Annotated in this window: 17 protein-coding genes, 1 tRNA gene and 1 pseudogene; 8 read left to right on the top strand and 11 right to left on the bottom strand. The window is 46.0% G+C overall.

The genetic code is table 11. From position 1 onward, the window contains the following. Positions 1-892 precede the first annotated feature (892 nt). Positions 893-1,774 (bottom strand): RimK family alpha-L-glutamate ligase, encoded by an 882-nt coding sequence (locus EJV45_RS13485; RefSeq protein ID WP_129716237.1) that lies wholly within the window; start codon positions 1,772-1,774, stop codon positions 893-895. 314 nt (positions 1,775-2,088) lie between these two features. On the opposite strand from EJV45_RS13485, the gene EJV45_RS13480 reads away from it, so the two are divergent. Both EJV45_RS13480 and EJV45_RS13475 read left to right on the top strand, forming a co-directional pair. Beyond that, the gene (locus EJV45_RS13480; RefSeq protein WP_129716235.1) at positions 2,089-2,661 is read left to right on the top strand and encodes a hypothetical protein; all 573 of its coding nucleotides are present in this window, start codon (positions 2,089-2,091) and stop codon (positions 2,659-2,661) included. 56 nt (positions 2,662-2,717) lie between these two features. Beyond that, the gene (locus tag EJV45_RS13475) at positions 2,718-3,341 is read left to right on the top strand and encodes a hypothetical protein (protein ID WP_129716233.1); all 624 of its coding nucleotides are present in this window, start codon (positions 2,718-2,720) and stop codon (positions 3,339-3,341) included. A 78-nt stretch (positions 3,342-3,419) separates the two neighbouring features. Here the strand turns inward: EJV45_RS13475 and EJV45_RS13470 are convergent, their stop codons facing one another. The 4 genes from EJV45_RS13470 to EJV45_RS13455 form a co-directional block, all read right to left on the bottom strand. Beyond that, positions 3,420-4,277, bottom strand: a complete 858-nt coding sequence (locus EJV45_RS13470; RefSeq protein WP_129716231.1) for a nucleotidyl transferase AbiEii/AbiGii toxin family protein — start codon at positions 4,275-4,277, stop codon at positions 3,420-3,422. Next, positions 4,274-4,912, bottom strand: coding sequence for a hypothetical protein (locus EJV45_RS13465; protein ID WP_129716229.1), 639 nt, complete (start codon positions 4,910-4,912; stop codon positions 4,274-4,276). The genes EJV45_RS13470 and EJV45_RS13465 overlap by 4 nt, the downstream gene beginning before the upstream one ends. Before the next feature lie 346 nt (positions 4,913-5,258). Then, a tRNA-Asn gene (locus EJV45_RS13460) sits at positions 5,259-5,332 on the bottom strand. A 96-nt stretch (positions 5,333-5,428) separates the two neighbouring features. Beyond that, positions 5,429-5,629 carry a hypothetical protein gene (locus tag EJV45_RS13455; RefSeq protein WP_129716227.1) on the bottom strand — a complete coding sequence of 67 codons (201 nt, stop codon included), beginning with the start codon at positions 5,627-5,629 and terminating at the stop codon, positions 5,429-5,431. A 550-nt stretch (positions 5,630-6,179) separates the two neighbouring features. Here EJV45_RS13455 and EJV45_RS13450 point away from each other — a divergent pair. Continuing rightward, entirely contained in the window at positions 6,180-7,253 is a 1,074-nt protein-coding gene (locus EJV45_RS13450; protein ID WP_129716225.1) for a PAS domain-containing protein, read from the top strand. A gap of 44 nt (positions 7,254-7,297) precedes the next feature. On the opposite strand, the gene EJV45_RS13445 is transcribed toward EJV45_RS13450, so the two are convergent. After that, positions 7,298-8,899: a SusD/RagB family nutrient-binding outer membrane lipoprotein gene (locus EJV45_RS13445; RefSeq protein ID WP_129716223.1), complete on the bottom strand. Its 1,602-nt coding sequence runs from the start codon at positions 8,897-8,899 to the stop codon at positions 7,298-7,300. Positions 8,900-8,906: 7 nt separating this feature from the next. Continuing rightward, positions 8,907-11,951, bottom strand: a complete 3,045-nt coding sequence (locus EJV45_RS13440; RefSeq protein ID WP_129716221.1) for a SusC/RagA family TonB-linked outer membrane protein — start codon at positions 11,949-11,951, stop codon at positions 8,907-8,909. Positions 11,952-12,200: 249 nt separating this feature from the next. Here EJV45_RS13440 and EJV45_RS13435 point away from each other — a divergent pair, with 249 nt between their 5' ends. Continuing rightward, a complete protein-coding gene (locus EJV45_RS13435; RefSeq protein WP_129716219.1) occupies positions 12,201-12,701 on the top strand; it encodes a hypothetical protein in 501 nt (166 codons plus the stop codon). Between the two features lie 358 nt (positions 12,702-13,059). On the opposite strand, the gene EJV45_RS19780 is transcribed toward EJV45_RS13435, so the two are convergent. Next, entirely contained in the window at positions 13,060-13,134 is a 75-nt protein-coding gene (locus EJV45_RS19780) for a hypothetical protein (RefSeq protein ID WP_370291426.1), read from the bottom strand. A gap of 384 nt (positions 13,135-13,518) precedes the next feature. On the opposite strand from EJV45_RS19780, the gene EJV45_RS13425 reads away from it, so the two are divergent. Continuing rightward, on the top strand, positions 13,519-14,085 hold the full coding sequence (locus EJV45_RS13425) for a dihydrofolate reductase family protein (RefSeq protein WP_129716217.1): 567 nt from the start codon (positions 13,519-13,521) through the stop codon (positions 14,083-14,085). Between the two features lie 37 nt (positions 14,086-14,122). Here the strand turns inward: EJV45_RS13425 and EJV45_RS13420 are convergent, their stop codons facing one another. Further along, positions 14,123-14,506, bottom strand: coding sequence for a helix-turn-helix domain-containing protein (locus tag EJV45_RS13420; RefSeq protein WP_129716215.1), 384 nt, complete (start codon positions 14,504-14,506; stop codon positions 14,123-14,125). Positions 14,507-14,629: 123 nt separating this feature from the next. On the opposite strand from EJV45_RS13420, the gene EJV45_RS13415 reads away from it, so the two are divergent. Together EJV45_RS13415 and EJV45_RS13410 are read left to right on the top strand one after the other, a co-directional pair. After that, positions 14,630-15,424, top strand: coding sequence for an SDR family oxidoreductase (locus EJV45_RS13415; RefSeq protein ID WP_129716212.1), 795 nt, complete (start codon positions 14,630-14,632; stop codon positions 15,422-15,424). Positions 15,425-15,444: 20 nt separating this feature from the next. Further along, a complete protein-coding gene (locus EJV45_RS13410) occupies positions 15,445-15,768 on the top strand; it encodes a nuclear transport factor 2 family protein (RefSeq protein ID WP_129716210.1) in 324 nt (107 codons plus the stop codon). A gap of 357 nt (positions 15,769-16,125) precedes the next feature. On the opposite strand, the gene EJV45_RS13405 is transcribed toward EJV45_RS13410, so the two are convergent. Next, on the bottom strand, positions 16,126-16,989 hold the full coding sequence (locus tag EJV45_RS13405) for an Abi family protein (protein WP_129716208.1): 864 nt from the start codon (positions 16,987-16,989) through the stop codon (positions 16,126-16,128). A gap of 403 nt (positions 16,990-17,392) precedes the next feature. On the opposite strand from EJV45_RS13405, the pseudogene EJV45_RS13400 reads away from it, so the two are divergent. After that, a pseudogene (locus EJV45_RS13400) lies at positions 17,393-17,557 on the top strand (transposase); the annotation flags it as partial. A gap of 475 nt (positions 17,558-18,032) precedes the next feature. Here EJV45_RS13400 and EJV45_RS13395 read toward each other — a convergent pair. After that, on the bottom strand, positions 18,033-18,144 hold a 112-nt coding region (locus EJV45_RS13395), incomplete at its 5' end, for a transposase (RefSeq protein ID WP_165305061.1).

Here is an 18,144-nt window from a genome sequence, read left to right as displayed (position 1 = left end):
CTGCATAGGCATACTATACAGTGAAGAATGTTAATGATCAGTATTCATCATTCTATAACAAACTGACAACAGGAGGAATACAGATTTTTGAATTTTAATGGGAGATGTTTTCTTTGGGCTTGGTTTATTGCTTTCATGATAGGCCAAATGTAAAAACTTAATATTAAACTACCAAATAGGTAGATTATATAGTTTTTTTTATATGGAAGATGTTTTGCTGCCTGCCCCTACTGCGAAACAGACAAGTGCACAGCATGCTATGGACGTAAAGCGGCGGCAGTTCTGACTAACCTTTAGTGAATCATTGTTGTCCCGGGAAAGTTTTGCGATAGTCTTAGCCCTTCGGTTTTCAATAAATCTGAAACTGTGGTATCGGACCGCTCACCGCCGCGTGGGCTCCTTCTTTTTCTTGGAAAAGAAGCACCTGAGGCATAGCCGAAAGCGTTCGTACCATTTGAAATAACATAAAAGAGACGAACAAACCGCTCCGGCTGTGTATCTCTTCTTGCATAAAAGCATCAAAAGTCCGACGGCGGCGGGAAAAGGCCCGGATTATCCCTGCGCCATTCCGTTCCGGGCTGGTTCCCCTCCTTGGTTCTTCCCAACCTCCTTAAAACAGTGCAAGACTTTTAATACTTTTCTGCGGCGAGAAGATACAAGGCCGGTTCGCAACTATCAGTGACAGTAAGCAGGCAAAACCGTCATCAAAACCACCGCCTGTACGTAAAACCCACAAACATCAAATTCAGGAGGCTTGATTCCGAAGACTCAGGCAGATCTTGCTTTAAGATTTTCAGAAAGATCTTATTTGGTTCTGCAAATGTTTAACGGACAACAATGGTTAGTTAATCATGCGCCGGCCAAAATAAAAGGAAATGCTAAGCTATTCCGATCAGGCTTTCGTACCGAGAAGCGCCTGCAACGCATCGGCAAAGGCCTCTGCCGAGCCGGGTGCAGTATCGAGAAAAAGATAAGGCTCGATCAGTTCAAGTTCCATTAACTGCAGTCTGTCCTGCACAACAACAGCATCTACCCGTGCATAGAGACAGTCTGCAGCAAAATGCTTGACCAACGATGAAGCCTCTTTGATATGAGCGGGATCAGTATCGGGACAAAGGATTGAGCCGCCATGGACATGCTGCACCCTGAAATCTCCGCGCCTCGGCACCTTTAGCAACGAATGACTGAACTTTCCATTAAAAAAGATAAAGGACCATTCGCCGGCATTAATCTCCTCCACAAATGGCTGCACCATATAACTCTCGCTGCTCAGCCATGAGCTAAGTTGAGTTTTTGCTTCTCCGGCTTGTTCCCGGGTAAGGATACGGGTATTTCGGGCGCCGCCACTCACGCAGGGTTTAACGATCAGTTTATCGCGACCAAGCTCTTCAAAAATTTTGTCAATATCAGGCACTGTGCCCTGTTCGATAAAAACAGAAGGTATCACAGCAAAGCCGGCCTGAGAGATATCGTTCAGGTAATGCTTATCGCTGTTCCAGCGCAGCACCTCATAATCGTTCATTAACCGTAAGCCTGTCTTCTGCAGCCTGTCCAGCCAGTTCATAAACTCCGCATACCGCTCAAAGTAGTCCCACGGCGACCGGATAATCCCAAGATCGAATTGACCCCAGTTCACAGCCGCATCATCCCAGGCCGTACGTACAACATCATAACCCCTGTCGCGTATAACCGATGCCAAATGTTCTTCTTCACTAAACAGTATTTCGTATGAGGCACCTTCAGGAGGCTGATAGGTAATGAGGGCGATCTTCATGTCTGGCAATTATCTGTGTACTTCGGGGTGCCAAAAATAGGGTTATACGCGCATAGCCCAAAGTACTGGCAGAGAATTTAGCGTAAGCTTTGCAATTTTCTGAATGGGCTATGGTCTTTTGTTGCAAAGCAAAGCCTGAAGCTTCCCCGTTACTGCCGCCCTGCTGTCTGTTATGGCCGTCGTGCCTCCGGGCCGCCACGCCCATCAGGTTTAGGTGGCATGGTTCTGCGCATCATACAAAGCCCCCCGGCATGGCGTACAGACCAACTGGCGTAAACAGGTAGGTTGGCCTGCTTCTTGCAATGTGGCTTGCGATGAAACATTTATCTTTTCTTTTTCTAACCGCGCTGCTGCTTGCATGCAGCCGCCCCGAACCGCAAAGTAAAACACACGCGCCAGATACTGTATTAAAGGAACAGGCTACCCCAGTTAAACCCGACAAAGTTGAACCTGCCGACCCCATTGCGTCTATCAGACAACGCGTAGAAGGTATCAACACCGCCACTCTTGAACAGAAACACTTTGAATTTACCTGTGATGAGCAGATGAAGGTCGATTACTTTTATCTGGATGGAGAAATCGCAAAAATAACTGTCGACTATGGCACGGTTGGTGATGTCTACGCGCGAGAGGATTATTATTATAGTGCTGGAAAACTGATCTTTACATACGAATTCGTTGAAGGCGGGCCAGCTTGTGAAGGCTGCATTAAAAAGAATGAATACAGGTCATACATCAGCGAAGACCGGGTGATCAGGTATCTGAAAGATAAGACGCCCGGGAAATGCCGCACATGTACCTTCGATTCAAAATCAAAGCAATACAGGCTTTTGCAGGCCAAGACACCTGAAGACATGAAATGGATCCTGTGTAAGCTAAGATCGTAAAATCAGCAGCCCGCTGTAACAAAACCAGGCTTTTTGATCTAATTTGAAACGCTCAAATGGAATTTCGTTATCTGACCGGTTTTACGCGGCACTTTCTGTTGCTTCTGCCGGCTTGGCTTTTATTAGCAATGACAGCCTGCAAGAAGACGCCGGCCGAACAAACACCGGAAGCCCCCCGGATTTCAGCAGCCAAAGTTATCGAGCTGGCTCACAAACCACTGAAATATGGCAAAGATTTTAATCTTGACCTCAATGCAGACGGTAGAAATGATTTGCTTTTTAAAGTTAATCATGTAGCATACGACCTGAACACCAAAGTCAAGTTTTCTTTTTTGGTGTACAGCACATCCACAAGCCGGATCGCCGTAAATACGGGCACTGAGGCGGTCCCAGTATTCACGAAAGGGCAGCAGGTATCCATAGATAATTTTTCAGGCTTCGAATGGTACCCGGCAATTATCAATGTTCTTTCAGAAAAAAATCTGGACGGTGGAGCCGGTAACTGGACCGGACCCTTTTCATCAACCGACCGCCGCTACCTGCCGATACAGTTGCTGCAGGCAGGAAAATATCATACAGGCTGGCTTGAGCTCAGTACCGATCAAGAAAATGCACAGGTTGTTCTGCATCGGGCCGGGATTGCTATTGAAGCAGACATGGATGTTCGTGCGGGAGAATAGGCAAACTTCGGTTGTTGGCGCGTATCTCTGTAAGGAGCGTAGCATTTGAAACGATCACTTCTTGTTTTAGTATCAGGATCAGGATTCGCTGATCTTTAATTTTGCACTTAAGTCGTGGAAATAACGTCTGGACCATATTTCAAGAACCTTCGGATCCTTTGTAAATCTGGAGATGTCCGCTTTAACGAACTCCATGTTCACACTGTCAATTCTTTCACTCAACAATTTCCTGAATTCATCTTTGCTGATCGTTTTTTTCTTCCAGTCTCCGCTATCATTCGCCCTTAGCAGGAAATGATTGAGATTTAGCGGATACCCTTTTTTAATGTACCATTCCATATCATACCAATCGCGCCCTTTTACATTTTTCCCCCATTTCCGAAAAAGCAGTGCATGCATCTTCCCGGCGAAAAGGTCGGGAAGCGACAGGCATTTCACATAAAACGAGAATGGCCTGAGCAATAACTTCTCCTCAGTTGAAAAGCCGAGCGGCGGCGCTTTATCCACTTCTATCTTAATTTTAATATTGGCCACTTCCTTGAGACCGTTCTGCGGGATGATTCCTTCCAGTAAAAGTTCCTTCCATATGGTTTCCGACTTGAGAAATGCTGAATTGATATTGCTTTTTACTGCCTTTTGTTTTTCTGAAATTGACACTTTCATTCCTAAGGCAGCGAATTCAATAATGATAGCATCCTGATATTTATCCATTGAAAAGTGTGGGTCAGCAGCGAGCAAAGAAAAATCGAGATCTTCAGAAAACCGATCCAAGCCGTAAAATATTCTAAGTGCAGTTCCACCATAGAAAGCTGCCTTCTCAAAAAAACCAGCCCGATTAAGTCCTGCCAATGCGATTTCCTGCATGATTTCCCTCAACGCATCTTTCGCTTCTTCCCTGTTTGCAGGATGATAATCTTCAAGCCATTCTTTTATCATATTTTTTCGATCATTTTGATTACCATTTTCAGGCTTTCCTTTTTGGGTGCATGTTCGAGCCAGCTTCGAATAACATCTGGATCAAATCTGGCGACATCCTCTTCTTCCATTCGAAGGTTTCCAAAAACATAATCCCTTGCAGAAGAATGGCTTCTTAAAGTTATGCCTGCTGTTCCGGCTATTTTATCGCATAAGGCCTTTTCCTGCGTTGCAATTATGGCTTGCTGACCCTCAGATAGTTTCACTGTGGTAAGACCGAATGCATAATATGGTAATGGCAGATTAATATAAGTATATAATCCTATGCTGGTCTGAAATTTTCTTGATGCTTTGGTGGTCATTGAAGTGACCGCAAAAACTTTTTCTGGAATGAGTCCATAATACGCTAGCGCACTTTCCATTGAAACGTAACTTGGTCCAAGTATATGGTTAGCCAGCAATGCGCTTTCCGGCCGTTCAGATCCGAGAGACTTCCCTGTAATGTAAAGTCCTTTTTTTATAGGTTCTATGAGGTCAGCTGCTTTTAAAGCTAATATTTTATCATTGGGGCGTTTATAGTCTTTTAGAAGATTTGCCAAAAGCTGGTGAGTCAGCGGTTGATTTGCGAACTTCCTTAGTGCAGCGTACATATCCATTGTAAAATAATTATAAGATAAACGGCTAACTATCGTTTATCTTATACTAAAGATACAGAAAGAAATTAACCTTGTCAAATTTAGATAAGATAAACGACTAAAATTCGTTTATCTTATGATATATCAACAAGCTTGGTACTGGATCATCAATACAGTTTGTTGGTAAGAACCCGCCCGAATGTATTGATCACAATAATTTCGGGAACAATAAATAAAGTAAATCTGGAAGTTGGCTTTGCGCTCCTGAGGCTGGGCTTACCTCCAAACCTGCTCCGCCGTTTGTTCGGCACAGGCTTCTCGCCCAGCACATAAATAAAAAAGCCAACTTTTTCAAGTTGGCTTTGCGCTCCTGAGGCTGGGCTCGAACCAGCGACCCTCTGATTAACAGTCAGATGCTCTAACCGGCTGAGCTACTCAGGAATTCCGGTTGTCCGTTGTAAAAAGCATATGCTTTTCCTGAACGGAGTGCAAATATAGAGACATTTTCATTTTTGTCAAGGCAAAAATGAAAAAAGTCTAATCATCTGCAAGTACCCGGTAGGCATCATGATAGTCTACACCGGCATACCTACAAAAGTGAATTAGTCCGAGCCACTGATGGGCTTCGAGTTTAAAAAAGGTCTTAATCTTTCTGTATAATAACCTGCTACTTGTAACACTACCACCGCTGAGCTTGCGCAGGTGATAGACGGTCAGATTGATTTCAAATGATCTCATGTACTATGGCGCCTCCATCGTATCTCCTACCATTAACTGAATTTTCCCGGGTCATGCCAACGAAAAAACACACATAAAATCAATTTGTTTGTGGTCGGACAAACACTCTACTCCTCCTACAAACTATTTACAGGCTTTTATTCGAAGATCATTGACTCAAACTTTCTGCCTATGATACTAAGTCTTGTAAAGCTAACGGGCTTACATTTTCGTACAGATAAGTGCCGCGTGCAGGGAGCGGACCTCACCTATACGCAGTGCCTTCGTTTGATAAACCCGACCGCAGCGGCAGCCCTGAGGTACGAAGGCTATAGCGAAGGGCGGGGCTGCACTGACCGAAGTACCACCAGAACTGCTTTTCAATATGATCAAACCCGCGTATCTCGTGAACACCTGAGTTTGACCCCCGGATATCACCCTCATACACACGCTACCGGTTAACCGGCCGGTGCATAAAAAATTCAGCAGACTTCCTGTCATTAGAACTGCCTATCTCGCAGGAAATCTTAATTTTAGCCAATTATCTGCCACCGCACCATATTAACTTTCTATGGAAAACGTATCTCAACTATTCGTGACGCTTCTTGCTGCATCGGCCATCGCTGTTATCATATTTGCCGGTATCTATCGCGAAAACCTCAAAAAACTTCGCATCACTTACCAGAAACTCTTCGACAACAATCCGCTTCCCATATACGTACTGCATCGCGAAACCTTGCGCATTTTGGCCGTTAACCCGGCTATGTGCAACTTGTATGGATACACCGAAAGCGAATTTCTGAACATGACCGCACTTGATATCCGGCCACCCGAAGACCGCGAGCGGTTTAAGGCCTTTGTGAATCAGAAAAATAAGCCTGAGAACCAGGGCGGACAGGCCATTCATTGTAAAAAAGACGGTAGCTGCTTCACAGTAAACTACACCTTTCACCGGCTGCCGCCTGCAAGCAGTCAGGCCGTGCTTGTAACCATTACCGACATAGACCAGACACTAAAAGATAAAGCCCGCATCGGCGATTTGCTATCGCTGTATGAAGCGGTTAACAAAGCGACGAACGATGTGATCTGGGAATTCAATCTGGCTGAAGGAAAACTGTATTGGATGCAGGGTTTCGAAGAAACTTACGGTTATAGCAAAGCACTAAGCCCGGCCGACTTCTGGAGCATGGAACGTGTGCATCCTGACGACCGTGCCAAGACCATTTCTGAATTCCGTGCCATTGTCAGCAACTGCCGACCCGACTGGATTGTCGAATACCGCTACATTTGTGCTGATGGCACCTGGAAATATGTACGCGACAAAGGCTGCCTGCTGTCTGATGCAGAGGGGAAACCGGTCAGGCTAATCGGCGCCATGCAGGACATCGACCGACAAAAACGTTACGAGCAGCAGCTGCTGGAGCAGAATAAACAGCTGCGCGATATAGCCTGGACCAATTCGCACGAGGTAAGGCGGCCGCTTAGCAACCTGCTTGGCCTGACAGCTCTGCTTACCGATGCCGCCCGCACAGGCGGCGACGTGCAGGAACTCACCGAACTGGTAGCCCAATCCTGCAAGGAGCTTGATGAAGCTGTTGCCAGCATTAATGCGCGTGCCAGTCAGGGAGCTGACTATGGACCATAGCCGGGAAGCTGATGGTCCATAGCCTAGCATCTACACTCCGGGATTTATTCCCTGTCCCACCACAGGGGTGTCAACAGCCTCGTCCGTTCAGAGTTGTCGCCCACCGCCTCCGGATTACGGGTTTGTTCATTTGATTCGTACACCATCCCCCTGATCCATTGGTTAGCGTTATTTTGATCGAACACCACATTATTAATATTTACAGGACGTACAAGCGATGGTCCGTAAATGGTCTGACTGAAGTCGCTTCGGCGCATGTCTACCCAAGTTTCCGGGTTCAGGCACAGGCTGATGTATTTCTGTCGCATAATATGGCTCAATCCGCCGGTCAGGCTCGCGAAATGCGCAGCCAGACCATCTGCAAGCTGGGCTGTCCAGTATGTATTGATCTCAGCAGCAGTTACGCCAAGTTTTCGCATGTTCGACTTTACTCCTTCTTCATAAGCGAGCAGCGCGCCGGGAACATCGCCGGAACGAAGACGGGCCTCGGCTTCGATCAGTTTCACTTCAGAATATGTGATGAACGGAAAGGGCGAAGTGCGGCTGGTGTAAAATCCGCTGTTGCTGAACCTGCCATAATCGTTTCCATTGGTTTTAGTCGCATCGCCGGGCTGTCCGTTTGCCAGAAGACCTTGACCCGCGGCAAGCCCGGCACCAGAACGCAGTCCCCGGTATTGGCCATCTGAAGCCGCTGGCTGCATGATTCTGCTGATCCGCGGATCCCGAAAGGTTGTATTGGTTACGGGGAATGAGCTCAGCATATTAACAAAGAACTGGCTCCAGGCAAAATACCGCGGATCATATGTGGCGGCATTCGGATCGGTTCCCGTTGTAACAAATCCGCCCCAGCTGAACCAGGGATTCTCGTCAGTTTGTATGCCGCCGGCCAGGTACGGAAATTCCGCATCCATGCCGTCTGCATTGAAGGCATTGGTACAGGCTTCAATAATCTTTGCCGGGTTATAAAGCGACCCTTTTTTTGACAGGTGGTTTAGATACCGCGCCTTTAACGCCCAGGCAAAACGTTTCCATTTTTGCACATCGCCTCTGTACAGGATGTCGCCGTTCGCTGCATTCAGACCGGTATTATTCGTTGGATTATCGAAGGCTGCAATCGCTTCATCAAGCATTTTGTCTATGCGCTGGTACACCTCCTGCTGCGTTTGCATTTTTGGCAAAAGGTTAAGCTGACTGGTGCCATTGTAAAAATCGTCGACCACGATGGCGCCGTACTGATCGGTCAGCATGCCAAAGTTCAACGCCAGAAGTGTCTTGCCCGCCCCTGTAAAGTAAGGACTGCCTTCCTCCTGCCCGAGGTTGATCAGATCCACACAATTGGGCATCGTAAATACATAGGCATTCTGCCAGAAAAAGTATCCCGAAGTGAAACGCCACTGCTCAGCATTTCTGTTCGTGCCTGTAAGTAATTTGGTTGTACCGTATTGCGTTACGCCGGCTACTTCGCGCGCTCCACGCCACATGGCGGCACCATTGGTCGTTGTAATTGCCCCCACAAGCCGGTTTGCCGCAGCTATTTTTGTGGGATTATTCGGGTCCTGATTTACATCAAGATAGTTTTTACAGCCTGCAGCACTTATCAGAGCGGCCACAGCCAGCCCTGCTATTTTGTTATGTATCGTTTTCATGGAATACTTATAATGTTAACTTCAAACCAAGATCAAAACCGCGGGTAGCCGGAACACCCAGATTATCAAATCCAAATGAACCGGTTCCGCCTACGCCGGCTCCGCTTCCTGAAACCTCCGGATCAACTCCGGAATAGTCGGTAATGAGCACCAGGTTTCTGCCCGTAAGGGTAAACATCAAGCCTTTCAGCTTCAGTTTATTTAACACGGCCTTCGGCATCGCGTAAGACAGCGTTGCATAACGCAAACGGTACCAGCTTCCGTCTTCCACAAAATCATAACCCTGATTGGCGTAGATGGTCTGGTAATAGTTCTGGTTTAGCGGAACGGCAAGCGTATTCGGCTGACCGGTAGACTCGATAATGCCTTCGAAAACCCGTGTACCACGATCAAGCGTTTTCATACTCAGGCCTGATCGAACCAGCGAATTCTCAGTTGCGTTAAATACATCACCACCTACCCGGATATCAACCATAAAGGAAAAGTTGAAATTCTTGTAATTGAACGTATTTGTAATACCGGAAATGAAATCCGGATTGCGGTCTCCGATATTGGCCAGGGCTGTCTGCACCTGTGGATAACCATTTGTACCCAGGAGCAACTGGCCCTGTGCGTTTCTTTTCCAGACGTTACCGTTTATACCAAACAGACTTCCGCCTACGAAAGCAGCACCCTGCGCAGCATTACTGGCCACCCAGGCATCAGACAATTCTACGCGGTCGAGCGCGCCGGGCAGTTCTTTTACAATTGACTTGTTGCTCGAGAAATTGATATCGATAGACCAGTTAAAATCCTGCGATACAACAGGACGCGCATTCACAACGAATTCTACACCCTTATTTTCGATTGACCCTCCGTTTAAATAACCGAGAAATGCGCCCGACGACGGCGGAAGCCGCGTGGCAAGGATCTGGTTATCTGATTTACTTCTATACCAGGTAAAATCGACCCCGAACCGGTTTTTTAAAAACCGGAAATCCAGACCCGCTTCAATTGAACGCGTAAATTCAGGAACAAGCAGCGGGTTGCCAAATGGGTTATTTGAGTTTATGATAAAGCCGCGCGGATTGATGGTAAAGGTATTTGTAACGGATGCCAGTGAAACACGCGTCTGGTGCGGCGGGGCATCTTTGCCCGCATCTGAATAGGCGAACCGGAACTTGCCATATGAAAACACCTTATCATCTGTTTTAAGCTTAAGTTCTTTTAACAGATCTGAAACGACTACAGAAGCGCCGACCGAGGGATAAAAAAATGAATAATCTTCAACCGGAATGGTAGATGTCCAGTCATTTCTGCCACGGGCATTCAGATAAATAATGTTTTTCCAATCTACGTTCAGATCTCCGAATACGCCCACAATTCGGCGGCGGCTTATTGTTTCAGACAAACTGCGATCTGTGGCCACGGTATTGTTGATGCTTGGAAATGTCGGGTCAATAAAGTTGATAGCTGAAGCGGTCAGCGTTTGTGTACGAAGATTCTCAAGATTCTGACCGGCGGCAAGACTAAAGTGATAATCGCCAAAGTCTTTTTTGAAAGTTGCTATAAAGGTCGAGGTAGTGATCTGATTGGTATTTGTATTCTGGCCAATCGCGCCGCGCAGCGCATCAGCCTCGCGGGTGCCGGGCATCCTCACCGCCTTGAAATGTTCGGTATAAAAGTCTGTACCGAGACGGTAACTCAGGTTAAGAAAACTGAAAGGATTATAATCGATGTTCGCAATGCCGATCAGGCGGTTCAGCGCACTTGTAATCGGCTTATTCTGAATGGTCCAGTATGGGTTATCTGTTCCTGACGGACTCAGAATACGCTGGGAACCATCGGGGTTCAGAAAGTTGCTCATGTCATCATTACGTGGCCAGTAGATCGCACCCATGGTTCCGTTGGCGCTTCCCTGCGGCACAAATTCCCGGTCTGTGCGCACATAATTTGCAGAGCCGCCTACCGTAAGTTTTTCACCGATCTTGGTGTCGGCATTGAGGCGGAAAGACTTACGTCCAAAGTTGATATTGTCAACGATTGATCCCTGATCAAACAGAGAGGCAGATGTATAGTACGTTGTTTTTTCCGAGCTCCCGCTGACGGACAAGTCATGACTCTGTGTAAACGCGGTTTTAAAGAAATTTCCCAGGTTATCATAAACCTGTTCACCGGCTGCGAAAGCCGGGCCAAAGGAAATCTGGGCATTCGGACTGTACACACCCAGCTCGCCCTGTTTAAAGGTCGACTGGAGTTCAGGCAGTTTATTTACATTATCAAGGGAAAACGTATTGGTATAAGTTAACTGTGCAGCGCCGCCCGCCCCTTTTTTTGTTGTGATAACAATAGCGCCCGAAGCTGCCCTGATACCATACAGCGCAGCTGCTGCAGGTCCCTTCAGCACGGTTACAGTTGCTATATCTTCGGGATTGAGGTCTATAGCCCGGTTAGAACCCGGTGCAACCCCGGCGACCAGGTTACCCTGACTAACCGGCGTGGTGTTGTCTATCGGGATACCGTCTACGACAAAAAGCGGCTGATTATTCCCGCTCAGCGAACTACCCCCGCGAATCATGATATTTGCAGAAGCACCTGCTGCACCGCTTGAATTGGTAATTTGCACACCGGCAACTTTTCCCTGAAGTGCATTTACCAGGTTCGGCTGTTGGGATTCAACAATTTCCCGGGCCTTTACATTTTGTGTGGCAAAGCCAAGGCTGCGCACTTCCTGTTTGATGCCAAAGGCCGTTACCGCAACCTCATCAAGGGTTTTCGAATCTGACACCAGCTGGATATTAATTGGTCCGGCACCGGTCACGGTACGTTCCTGCGTCAGCGCACCAATGAATGAAAATACGAGCACATCGCCCTGTTTAGCCCGGATAGAATACCGGCCTTCTGAATCTGTCGAGATTCCGGAGGTACTTCCTTTAACCCAGACAGAAACGCTCGGCATACCGCTGCCGTCATCAGCAGAAGTTACCCTTCCGGTTACGGTTAATTGCTGCGCCATGCCTTGCATGATCAGCAACAACATCGCCGCAAAAACTAGGAGTAGTTTTTTTTTCATGAAATTAAAGTTTGGTTTTAGGTTGATGGCAGCCTGCTAGCTGTCTTAGGTAAATATGGTAAAAAAACTTTTAAGAATATGTTAAATCCATAAGCAAAAGACTGAATATCAACCGAAAATACCGCAATCTTTTCCTCCGAATATGCGAAAATCACCGATAGTTCACGCATTTCTGCATCAATAAAACCCTGCAGGGCGTTTAAAGTGCCCAATGGCCTTATTATGAAGAGAAAAGCATAACTTGACGCGATGAAGGCCTGGCTATTTATTTGTGTAAGCATTTTTCTTTTCATTAACAGCTGCGTTTCGTTTGCTTACGGCCAGAAAACAACACGATCTGTAATACCGCCGCCGGTTCTCAACAATGGCCTCGCGGAATTTACATGCTGTTTTTCTGCAAAACATACAGACAGGCTGATTTACACCCGGCTCATCTATAGCGGGATTGAAGAATACTGGAGTATCAGAACCGAAAACCGGGCTTGCCATGTACCCGACATGGAACTGGATATCGATTCAGCTAAATTTTCAGAGGCAATGGCAGACCTGTTCCGAAAAGTTCACGAAAGCTACTGGAACAGTTCCGTGATCATTGATGCGGTGGGAACCTATGAGGACCGTTGCCCAAATGGTTATGGCCATCTTGGTCATAACAAAGCGCGCTTTGTCGTACGTGAACTGATTAATGTTCAGCTTGTACAGCTCAAGGCGACCAAAAAAGGTCGTCAGCAGCTTAAGATTGGTGAATAATATTCCGGCCGCCGCGACCATGACGAAGCAGTTGGCTCGGTACATGGCCGCGCATATGCGTGCCGGAGAGAGCGGGCATGCAGACTGGTATGCACCGCCGATACCTCATGTGCAAACCGGGGCGCACATGAGCGGTTTAACTGAGAGGTGTTTAAATGCTACGCTATTCTTCGCTTTTAGGAATGTCCGGTTTCCGTATTCCAAAAAATGAACAGTGAGCCAGCCTTTGCGGTCAAAAACTTCAATACTATACACAAATCCATCTTTCGTTGGTTTTTTCACCAGCTATATTGTCTATCCCATCCAACCTGAGATCCCTGTTAAAACCATGGTCGGGCACATTAAGCCGTGGCCGCTTTCAACCTAGCCGGCTAACGAAACCGGTATGGATCTGAATACAGGCTTTGTTGCCTGTAAGAGCCATGATTTCGATGCCCTTATAAGGCTTGTTCCAGAACCTGGGTCAACGACGCTATGCTGACCGGTACAACAAATTTGTCAGGCGCTAAACGCAGTACTGAAAGCATTTGATCATTATTAAACTAAGGAAGAGTAGTTTACAAATGTGCGGAGAAGATAGATTCGGTCGCCAACGCGAAACGGATAAAAATTAACGCGAAACGGATCTTAAGGTCTTTGATGTATCATTTTTGGCGTTAACTTCCTTTCAAATACCGTCTGAGTTCCTTTTGGGTTCAAAGCGACGCCCTTAGCCATATCCGTCTATCGTAAACAACACTGTCATTTGTCGCGAACAGGCCCGCAAACTGTTCTGCAACTTACTGATATTGGCATCCGTAACACAGATACCCATACGATGAAAAAACTAAAACTACAGGTACAAATGACGCTGGATGGATTTGTTGCCCGCCCCGACGGTCGGCTGGATTGGATGTGGCTTGATGCGGAGGCAGATCACGCCGTATATGATAAAGTGATTGAACTTGCAGAACAATGTGAAGCCATTTTGCTCGGCCGGAAAATGACAGACGAGTTTATTGATCACTGGGAAAATGTCTATGCCAACATGCCCGAAAGTCATGAATATGTGCTTGCCAGGCGTATGGTCGAAATGCGGAAAATTGTATTTAGCCGCTCGCAAGCCGTGGTAAATGGAAAAAATGTTGAAGTTGAAAACGGAGATTTTGTAGCCGCTGTTCAAAAACTGAAAGAACAGGCAGACAAGGATCTGATTGTTTATGGCGGCGCCGCTTTCGTCAGTTCGTTGATCAATGCAAACCTGATTGACGAGTATTATATTTTTAGCAATCCTGTAGCTATTGGTAGTGGGTTACCGATTTTCACAGATACGACCCGGCTAAAACTGATTGACTCGCTAGCATATAAAAACGGTAAAATGTTAAACACATTTCTACCGGCCTGAGAAAGCCGTTTCGTAATCTAAAGAAAACGTCACGAACCTATTCAGTTGCTTCGGCCGTCATGCCGCCGGCATACTGTCTCGCTATGACATCGCGCAAACGATCCTGGTGCTCATCTCCCCAGAGACCGATCGCGTGAATGAGTGGAATAAGTGTGCTGCCGAATTCAGTCAGATCGTATTCAACCTTTGGTGGCATAACCGGGTAGATCTTCCTGGTAACGAGCTCATGGCTTTCAAGTTCCTTCAATTGTACATTCAGAACCCTTCTGGATACATCAGGAATTTTGCGCTGCAATTCGCCGGGGCGTTTATGTCCTTCGCTGATGAACCACAATATCCTTATTTTCCATTTTCCGTACAGCACTTCGCCCACCAGATCTAACCCGCAGTTAAGCTGCGGCTGGATTTTTCTCTCGTACATAATACAAAGATATGATTGCTTCCGAACCTGAACAATACGGATAAATTTGTCCGTATCTGATTCGTAACCCCGTACTTGTTAGTCCTTTAGGTAGTGCTGAAATTCGCATAAAGAACAACACGTATGAAACACACCCAAACAAAAAGTAACGAACTAGCAGGAAAAACCGCACTCGTAACCGGAGGTACAAAAGGTACCGGCCTGGCTATCGCCAAACGCTTACAGGCGGCCGGCGCAACTGTTATGATCACCGCCAGAAATCAACCGGAAGAACCCGATGAGTCACTCAACTTTATACCGGCAGATTTAAGCCGGCCAGAGAACGCTGCTGCTCTTGTGAACCAGGTTCTGGGCAAATTTGGCAGACTGGATTTGCTCATCAATAACCTCGGCGGTTCTGAGACGCCAGGCGGAGGATTTGCCGCTTTGACTGCAGAAGACTGGGAATTATCGATTCGTACAAACCTCCTGGCGCCGGTAAGCCTGGACCGTGGCTTTCTCCCCCAGATGCTTGAGCGCGGAAGCGGCGTGATCGTTCATATTGCGTCGATCCAGGGAAAACTTCCTTTGTATGAATCCACACTTCCCTATGCAGCTGCGAAAGCCGCCGTGATCAACTACAGCAAGGGCCTATCGAACGAAGTTGCACCCAAGGGGGTGCGTGTACTTACAGTTTCGCCGGGCTGGATCATGACAGATGCATCAGAACGTATGATGGAACGAATAGCAAAAAGCGCAGACATTACTGTAGAGCAGGCCGCAGCAACCGTAATGGACGCCCTGGGCGGAATCCCTATGGGCAGGCCTGCGCAGCCGGAAGAGGTAGCAGAACTGGTCGGTTTCCTGGTCTCGCCGCGGGCAAATTACCTGACGGGAAGCCAGTTTGTTATAGACGGAGGAACAACCCCAACAATTTAAACATCTAAAAGAATAAACAAATGAATGTACCCAATGTAGTAGCGAGCCTGATAGAGGCTCAGAACAACCATGACAGCGAGAAGTACGCGGACTGTTTTGCATACACAGCAATTGTCCATGACGAAGGTAAGATCCATACCGGCAAAGCGGCGATCAGGCAATGGATTGAACAATCAAACCAGCAATACCAGAGCGTAATGAAGCCGCTTAGCTATGAAGAAACTGATCAGCAGAGCGTACTGACCGCAGAGGTTTCAGGCAATTTCCCTGGAAGCCCGGCAGTGCTTAAATTTCATCTGACCACTCGGGAAGACCTTATTCAGTCGCTTAAGATTACGGGCTGAGGCTGTTGTTTTTGTGCTTCTGAGGCTGGGCTTACATTCGGCACAGGCTCCCCTGGCACATAAACGAGAGAAGCCAACTCGAAAAAGTTGGCTTCTTTGCTCCTGAGGCTTGGCTTACCTGCAACAGGCTCCGCTATGTCGTTCGGCACAGCTTCTCGCCCAGATAATAACAAAAAACTACTTGAAAAAGCTGGCTTTGTGCTCCTGAGGCCGGTGCTTTTCAAGAAATTTGTTGGATGAATGGACTAGAATGGGAAAATTTAATGAAAATGATTTGGCATAATTTAAAAATATTTAGCTTTTGCTGTTGATTATCTAACACAATGTGAAGTTAGCTAAGCAATAGTAAACATTCTTCTAGCTCCAAATTGGTGTCTTGTTCCAATTATTTACAAAGCCAAGTTTGTAAACTTGGATTGTGGGAAAGTCATGAAAAAGCGATAAAATTTTAATTTTGATCTGATGTCCCGGAGTAACTTCGTTACATAGATAAACTAAACAAGAAATGAGAAGGAAGGGTTTTTTAATCTGAACAGGTGTTAAAATATTATTAAACCAAGCACCAGAGGGGTTATTTAACATTAGTGGAGTCTTGACCATACTTCTGCTCCAAAGCCTAGAATGGTGTGCTATTATATTCCTTAGATAAGTAATTGCTTCCAGCCAACTAGATAATTCATTATGCAAGTTTAGGCCCATTTCATTTGCAATTTGTGCCTTTTCAGGCAATTGGTGATTTAAACTTTTATAGAGCTTTGATAAGGTGCCCAATGAAGCAACTTCCAATATTTTCCATGCATCAGCATCTTGCCCGGGAAATCTATGCTTTTGATCTTTGATAAATATTTCCTGACTACGATTAAATTCTTTTTGAAGCTCATCCAGCGTGTGCAAATGCAATGTTTTTGTATTACCTCTCATTTCTAGTGTTGCACTCTGAAAAATAGAGGTATCCAGATACCATAGTCCACCAAATTTCATGGATAGAACGTAAATCATTTTTGTTCTAAGGGCAATTTCAATACGTTCAATTGCGTCGAAAAGAATAAGTCTTAAATGCCTATCGAAGTTATACCTGTCTAGTATATCTTCGAAGTAGGTGTTTTTTTTAAAAACATGACTCTGTAAATCATCCTGCATATCCCACCAATAACCCTTAAGACGGTAATAGCTTATATTGGCAAAAAAATGATGAGCTGCGGCTTCGTCTTTAAATAACATCCCTCGCTGTTTAAGCAGATTAATTTGATCGGATATGCTAAATGCTGGTTTGTTATTGGACACTTTTAAAAAAAATGACCCGAATGCAGTTCTTATGGTATGCAGACGGGTTCTGTTAGTACAAAGATATGAGGATTAATGTGTCAGCAAAAATATTTTCAAAATATTTTCAATCAACCAAAGAAAATAGCCTTTTCTTGTGATAAATATGAGTACAGTTTATTATTTATTGACCATTTTTCTTGTGTGCATCCAAGATCTTAGTAAGCGCTTCTACAACATTCACCTGTTTCATCTTGGCTTGATTTGGTCGTAATTTATCAAGTTCGAAACGAATATTACATCTGATAATCTCTATTTAGCAAAAATGAAATATCTTTCCTATAAGAATCAATACCATTGATCGGTTGAAAACCACTACCTGTCCATCCTAAACTTCTTCATGAATCGAAGCACGAATGCATCTGCGGAATCTTTCAATGCAAAAATCAAAGCTTTCAAAGCCACATCCAGAGGTGTCAGAGATGTAAAGTTCTTCTTGTTCAGAATAGCTAAAATCTACGCTTAACACCTCTACTCCCCAAGAATTCCGCTTGATCCATTTATGTTCTTGAGGCTAGGCCTTCCGCCAAACCTGCTCCGCTGTTTGTTCGGCACAGGCTTCCCGCCCGGCACATAAACAAAGAAAGCCATCTTTTTCAAGTTGACTTTATGCTCCTGAGGCTGAGCTTACCTCCAAACCTGCTCCGCCGTTTGTTCGCACAGGCTTCTCGCCCGGCACATAAACAAAGAAAGCCAACTTTTTCAAGTTGGCTTTGTGCTCCTGAGGCTGGGCTTACCTCCAAACCTGCTCCGCCGTTTGTTCGGCACAGGCTTCTCGCCCAGCACATAAACAAAGAAAGCCAACTTTTTCAAGTTGGCTTTGTGCTCCTGAGGCTGGGCTTACCTCCAAACCTGCTCCGCCGTTTGTTCGGCACAGGCTTCTCGCCCAGCACATAAACAAAGAAAGGGATCAAGCAAATAATCTGGGGGGGCAAGTTGGATTAAGCATAGATTTTCATCAATCTGAACATGAAGAACTCCACGTTTCTGACACCTCTGAATTGAGCCCTTAGTGCTTTGATCTTTGCGTTGAAAGATTCCGCTGAAGCATTC

Origin of the sequence: Pedobacter sp. SYP-B3415, from assembly GCF_004138205.1 — a bacterium.
GTDB lineage: Bacteria > Bacteroidota > Bacteroidia > Sphingobacteriales > Sphingobacteriaceae > Pedobacter.
This window is presented reverse-complemented; position numbering and strand designations above follow the sequence as displayed.

What these genes read in the sequence shown, in the direction of transcription:
- EJV45_RS13485 (WP_129716237.1), bottom strand. Translation starts at nt 1,774, where the DNA reads ATGAAGATCGCCCTCATTACCTATCAGCCTCCTGAAGGTGCCTCATAC.
- EJV45_RS13480 (WP_129716235.1), top strand. Translation starts at nt 2,089, where the DNA reads ATGAAACATTTATCTTTTCTTTTTCTAACCGCGCTGCTGCTTGCATGC.
- EJV45_RS13475 (WP_129716233.1), top strand. Translation starts at nt 2,718, where the DNA reads ATGGAATTTCGTTATCTGACCGGTTTTACGCGGCACTTTCTGTTGCTT.
- EJV45_RS13470 (WP_129716231.1), bottom strand. Translation starts at nt 4,277, where the DNA reads ATGATAAAAGAATGGCTTGAAGATTATCATCCTGCAAACAGGGAAGAA.
- EJV45_RS13465 (WP_129716229.1), bottom strand. Translation starts at nt 4,912, where the DNA reads ATGGATATGTACGCTGCACTAAGGAAGTTCGCAAATCAACCGCTGACT.
- EJV45_RS13455 (WP_129716227.1), bottom strand. Translation starts at nt 5,629, where the DNA reads ATGAGATCATTTGAAATCAATCTGACCGTCTATCACCTGCGCAAGCTC.
- EJV45_RS13450 (WP_129716225.1), top strand. Translation starts at nt 6,180, where the DNA reads ATGGAAAACGTATCTCAACTATTCGTGACGCTTCTTGCTGCATCGGCC.
- EJV45_RS13445 (WP_129716223.1), bottom strand. Translation starts at nt 8,899, where the DNA reads ATGAAAACGATACATAACAAAATAGCAGGGCTGGCTGTGGCCGCTCTG.
- EJV45_RS13440 (WP_129716221.1), bottom strand. Translation starts at nt 11,951, where the DNA reads ATGAAAAAAAAACTACTCCTAGTTTTTGCGGCGATGTTGTTGCTGATC.
- EJV45_RS13435 (WP_129716219.1), top strand. Translation starts at nt 12,201, where the DNA reads ATGAAGGCCTGGCTATTTATTTGTGTAAGCATTTTTCTTTTCATTAAC.
- EJV45_RS13425 (WP_129716217.1), top strand. Translation starts at nt 13,519, where the DNA reads ATGAAAAAACTAAAACTACAGGTACAAATGACGCTGGATGGATTTGTT.
- EJV45_RS13420 (WP_129716215.1), bottom strand. Translation starts at nt 14,506, where the DNA reads ATGTACGAGAGAAAAATCCAGCCGCAGCTTAACTGCGGGTTAGATCTG.
- EJV45_RS13415 (WP_129716212.1), top strand. Translation starts at nt 14,630, where the DNA reads ATGAAACACACCCAAACAAAAAGTAACGAACTAGCAGGAAAAACCGCA.
- EJV45_RS13410 (WP_129716210.1), top strand. Translation starts at nt 15,445, where the DNA reads ATGAATGTACCCAATGTAGTAGCGAGCCTGATAGAGGCTCAGAACAAC.
- EJV45_RS13405 (WP_129716208.1), bottom strand. Translation starts at nt 16,989, where the DNA reads ATGTTATTTAAAGACGAAGCCGCAGCTCATCATTTTTTTGCCAATATA.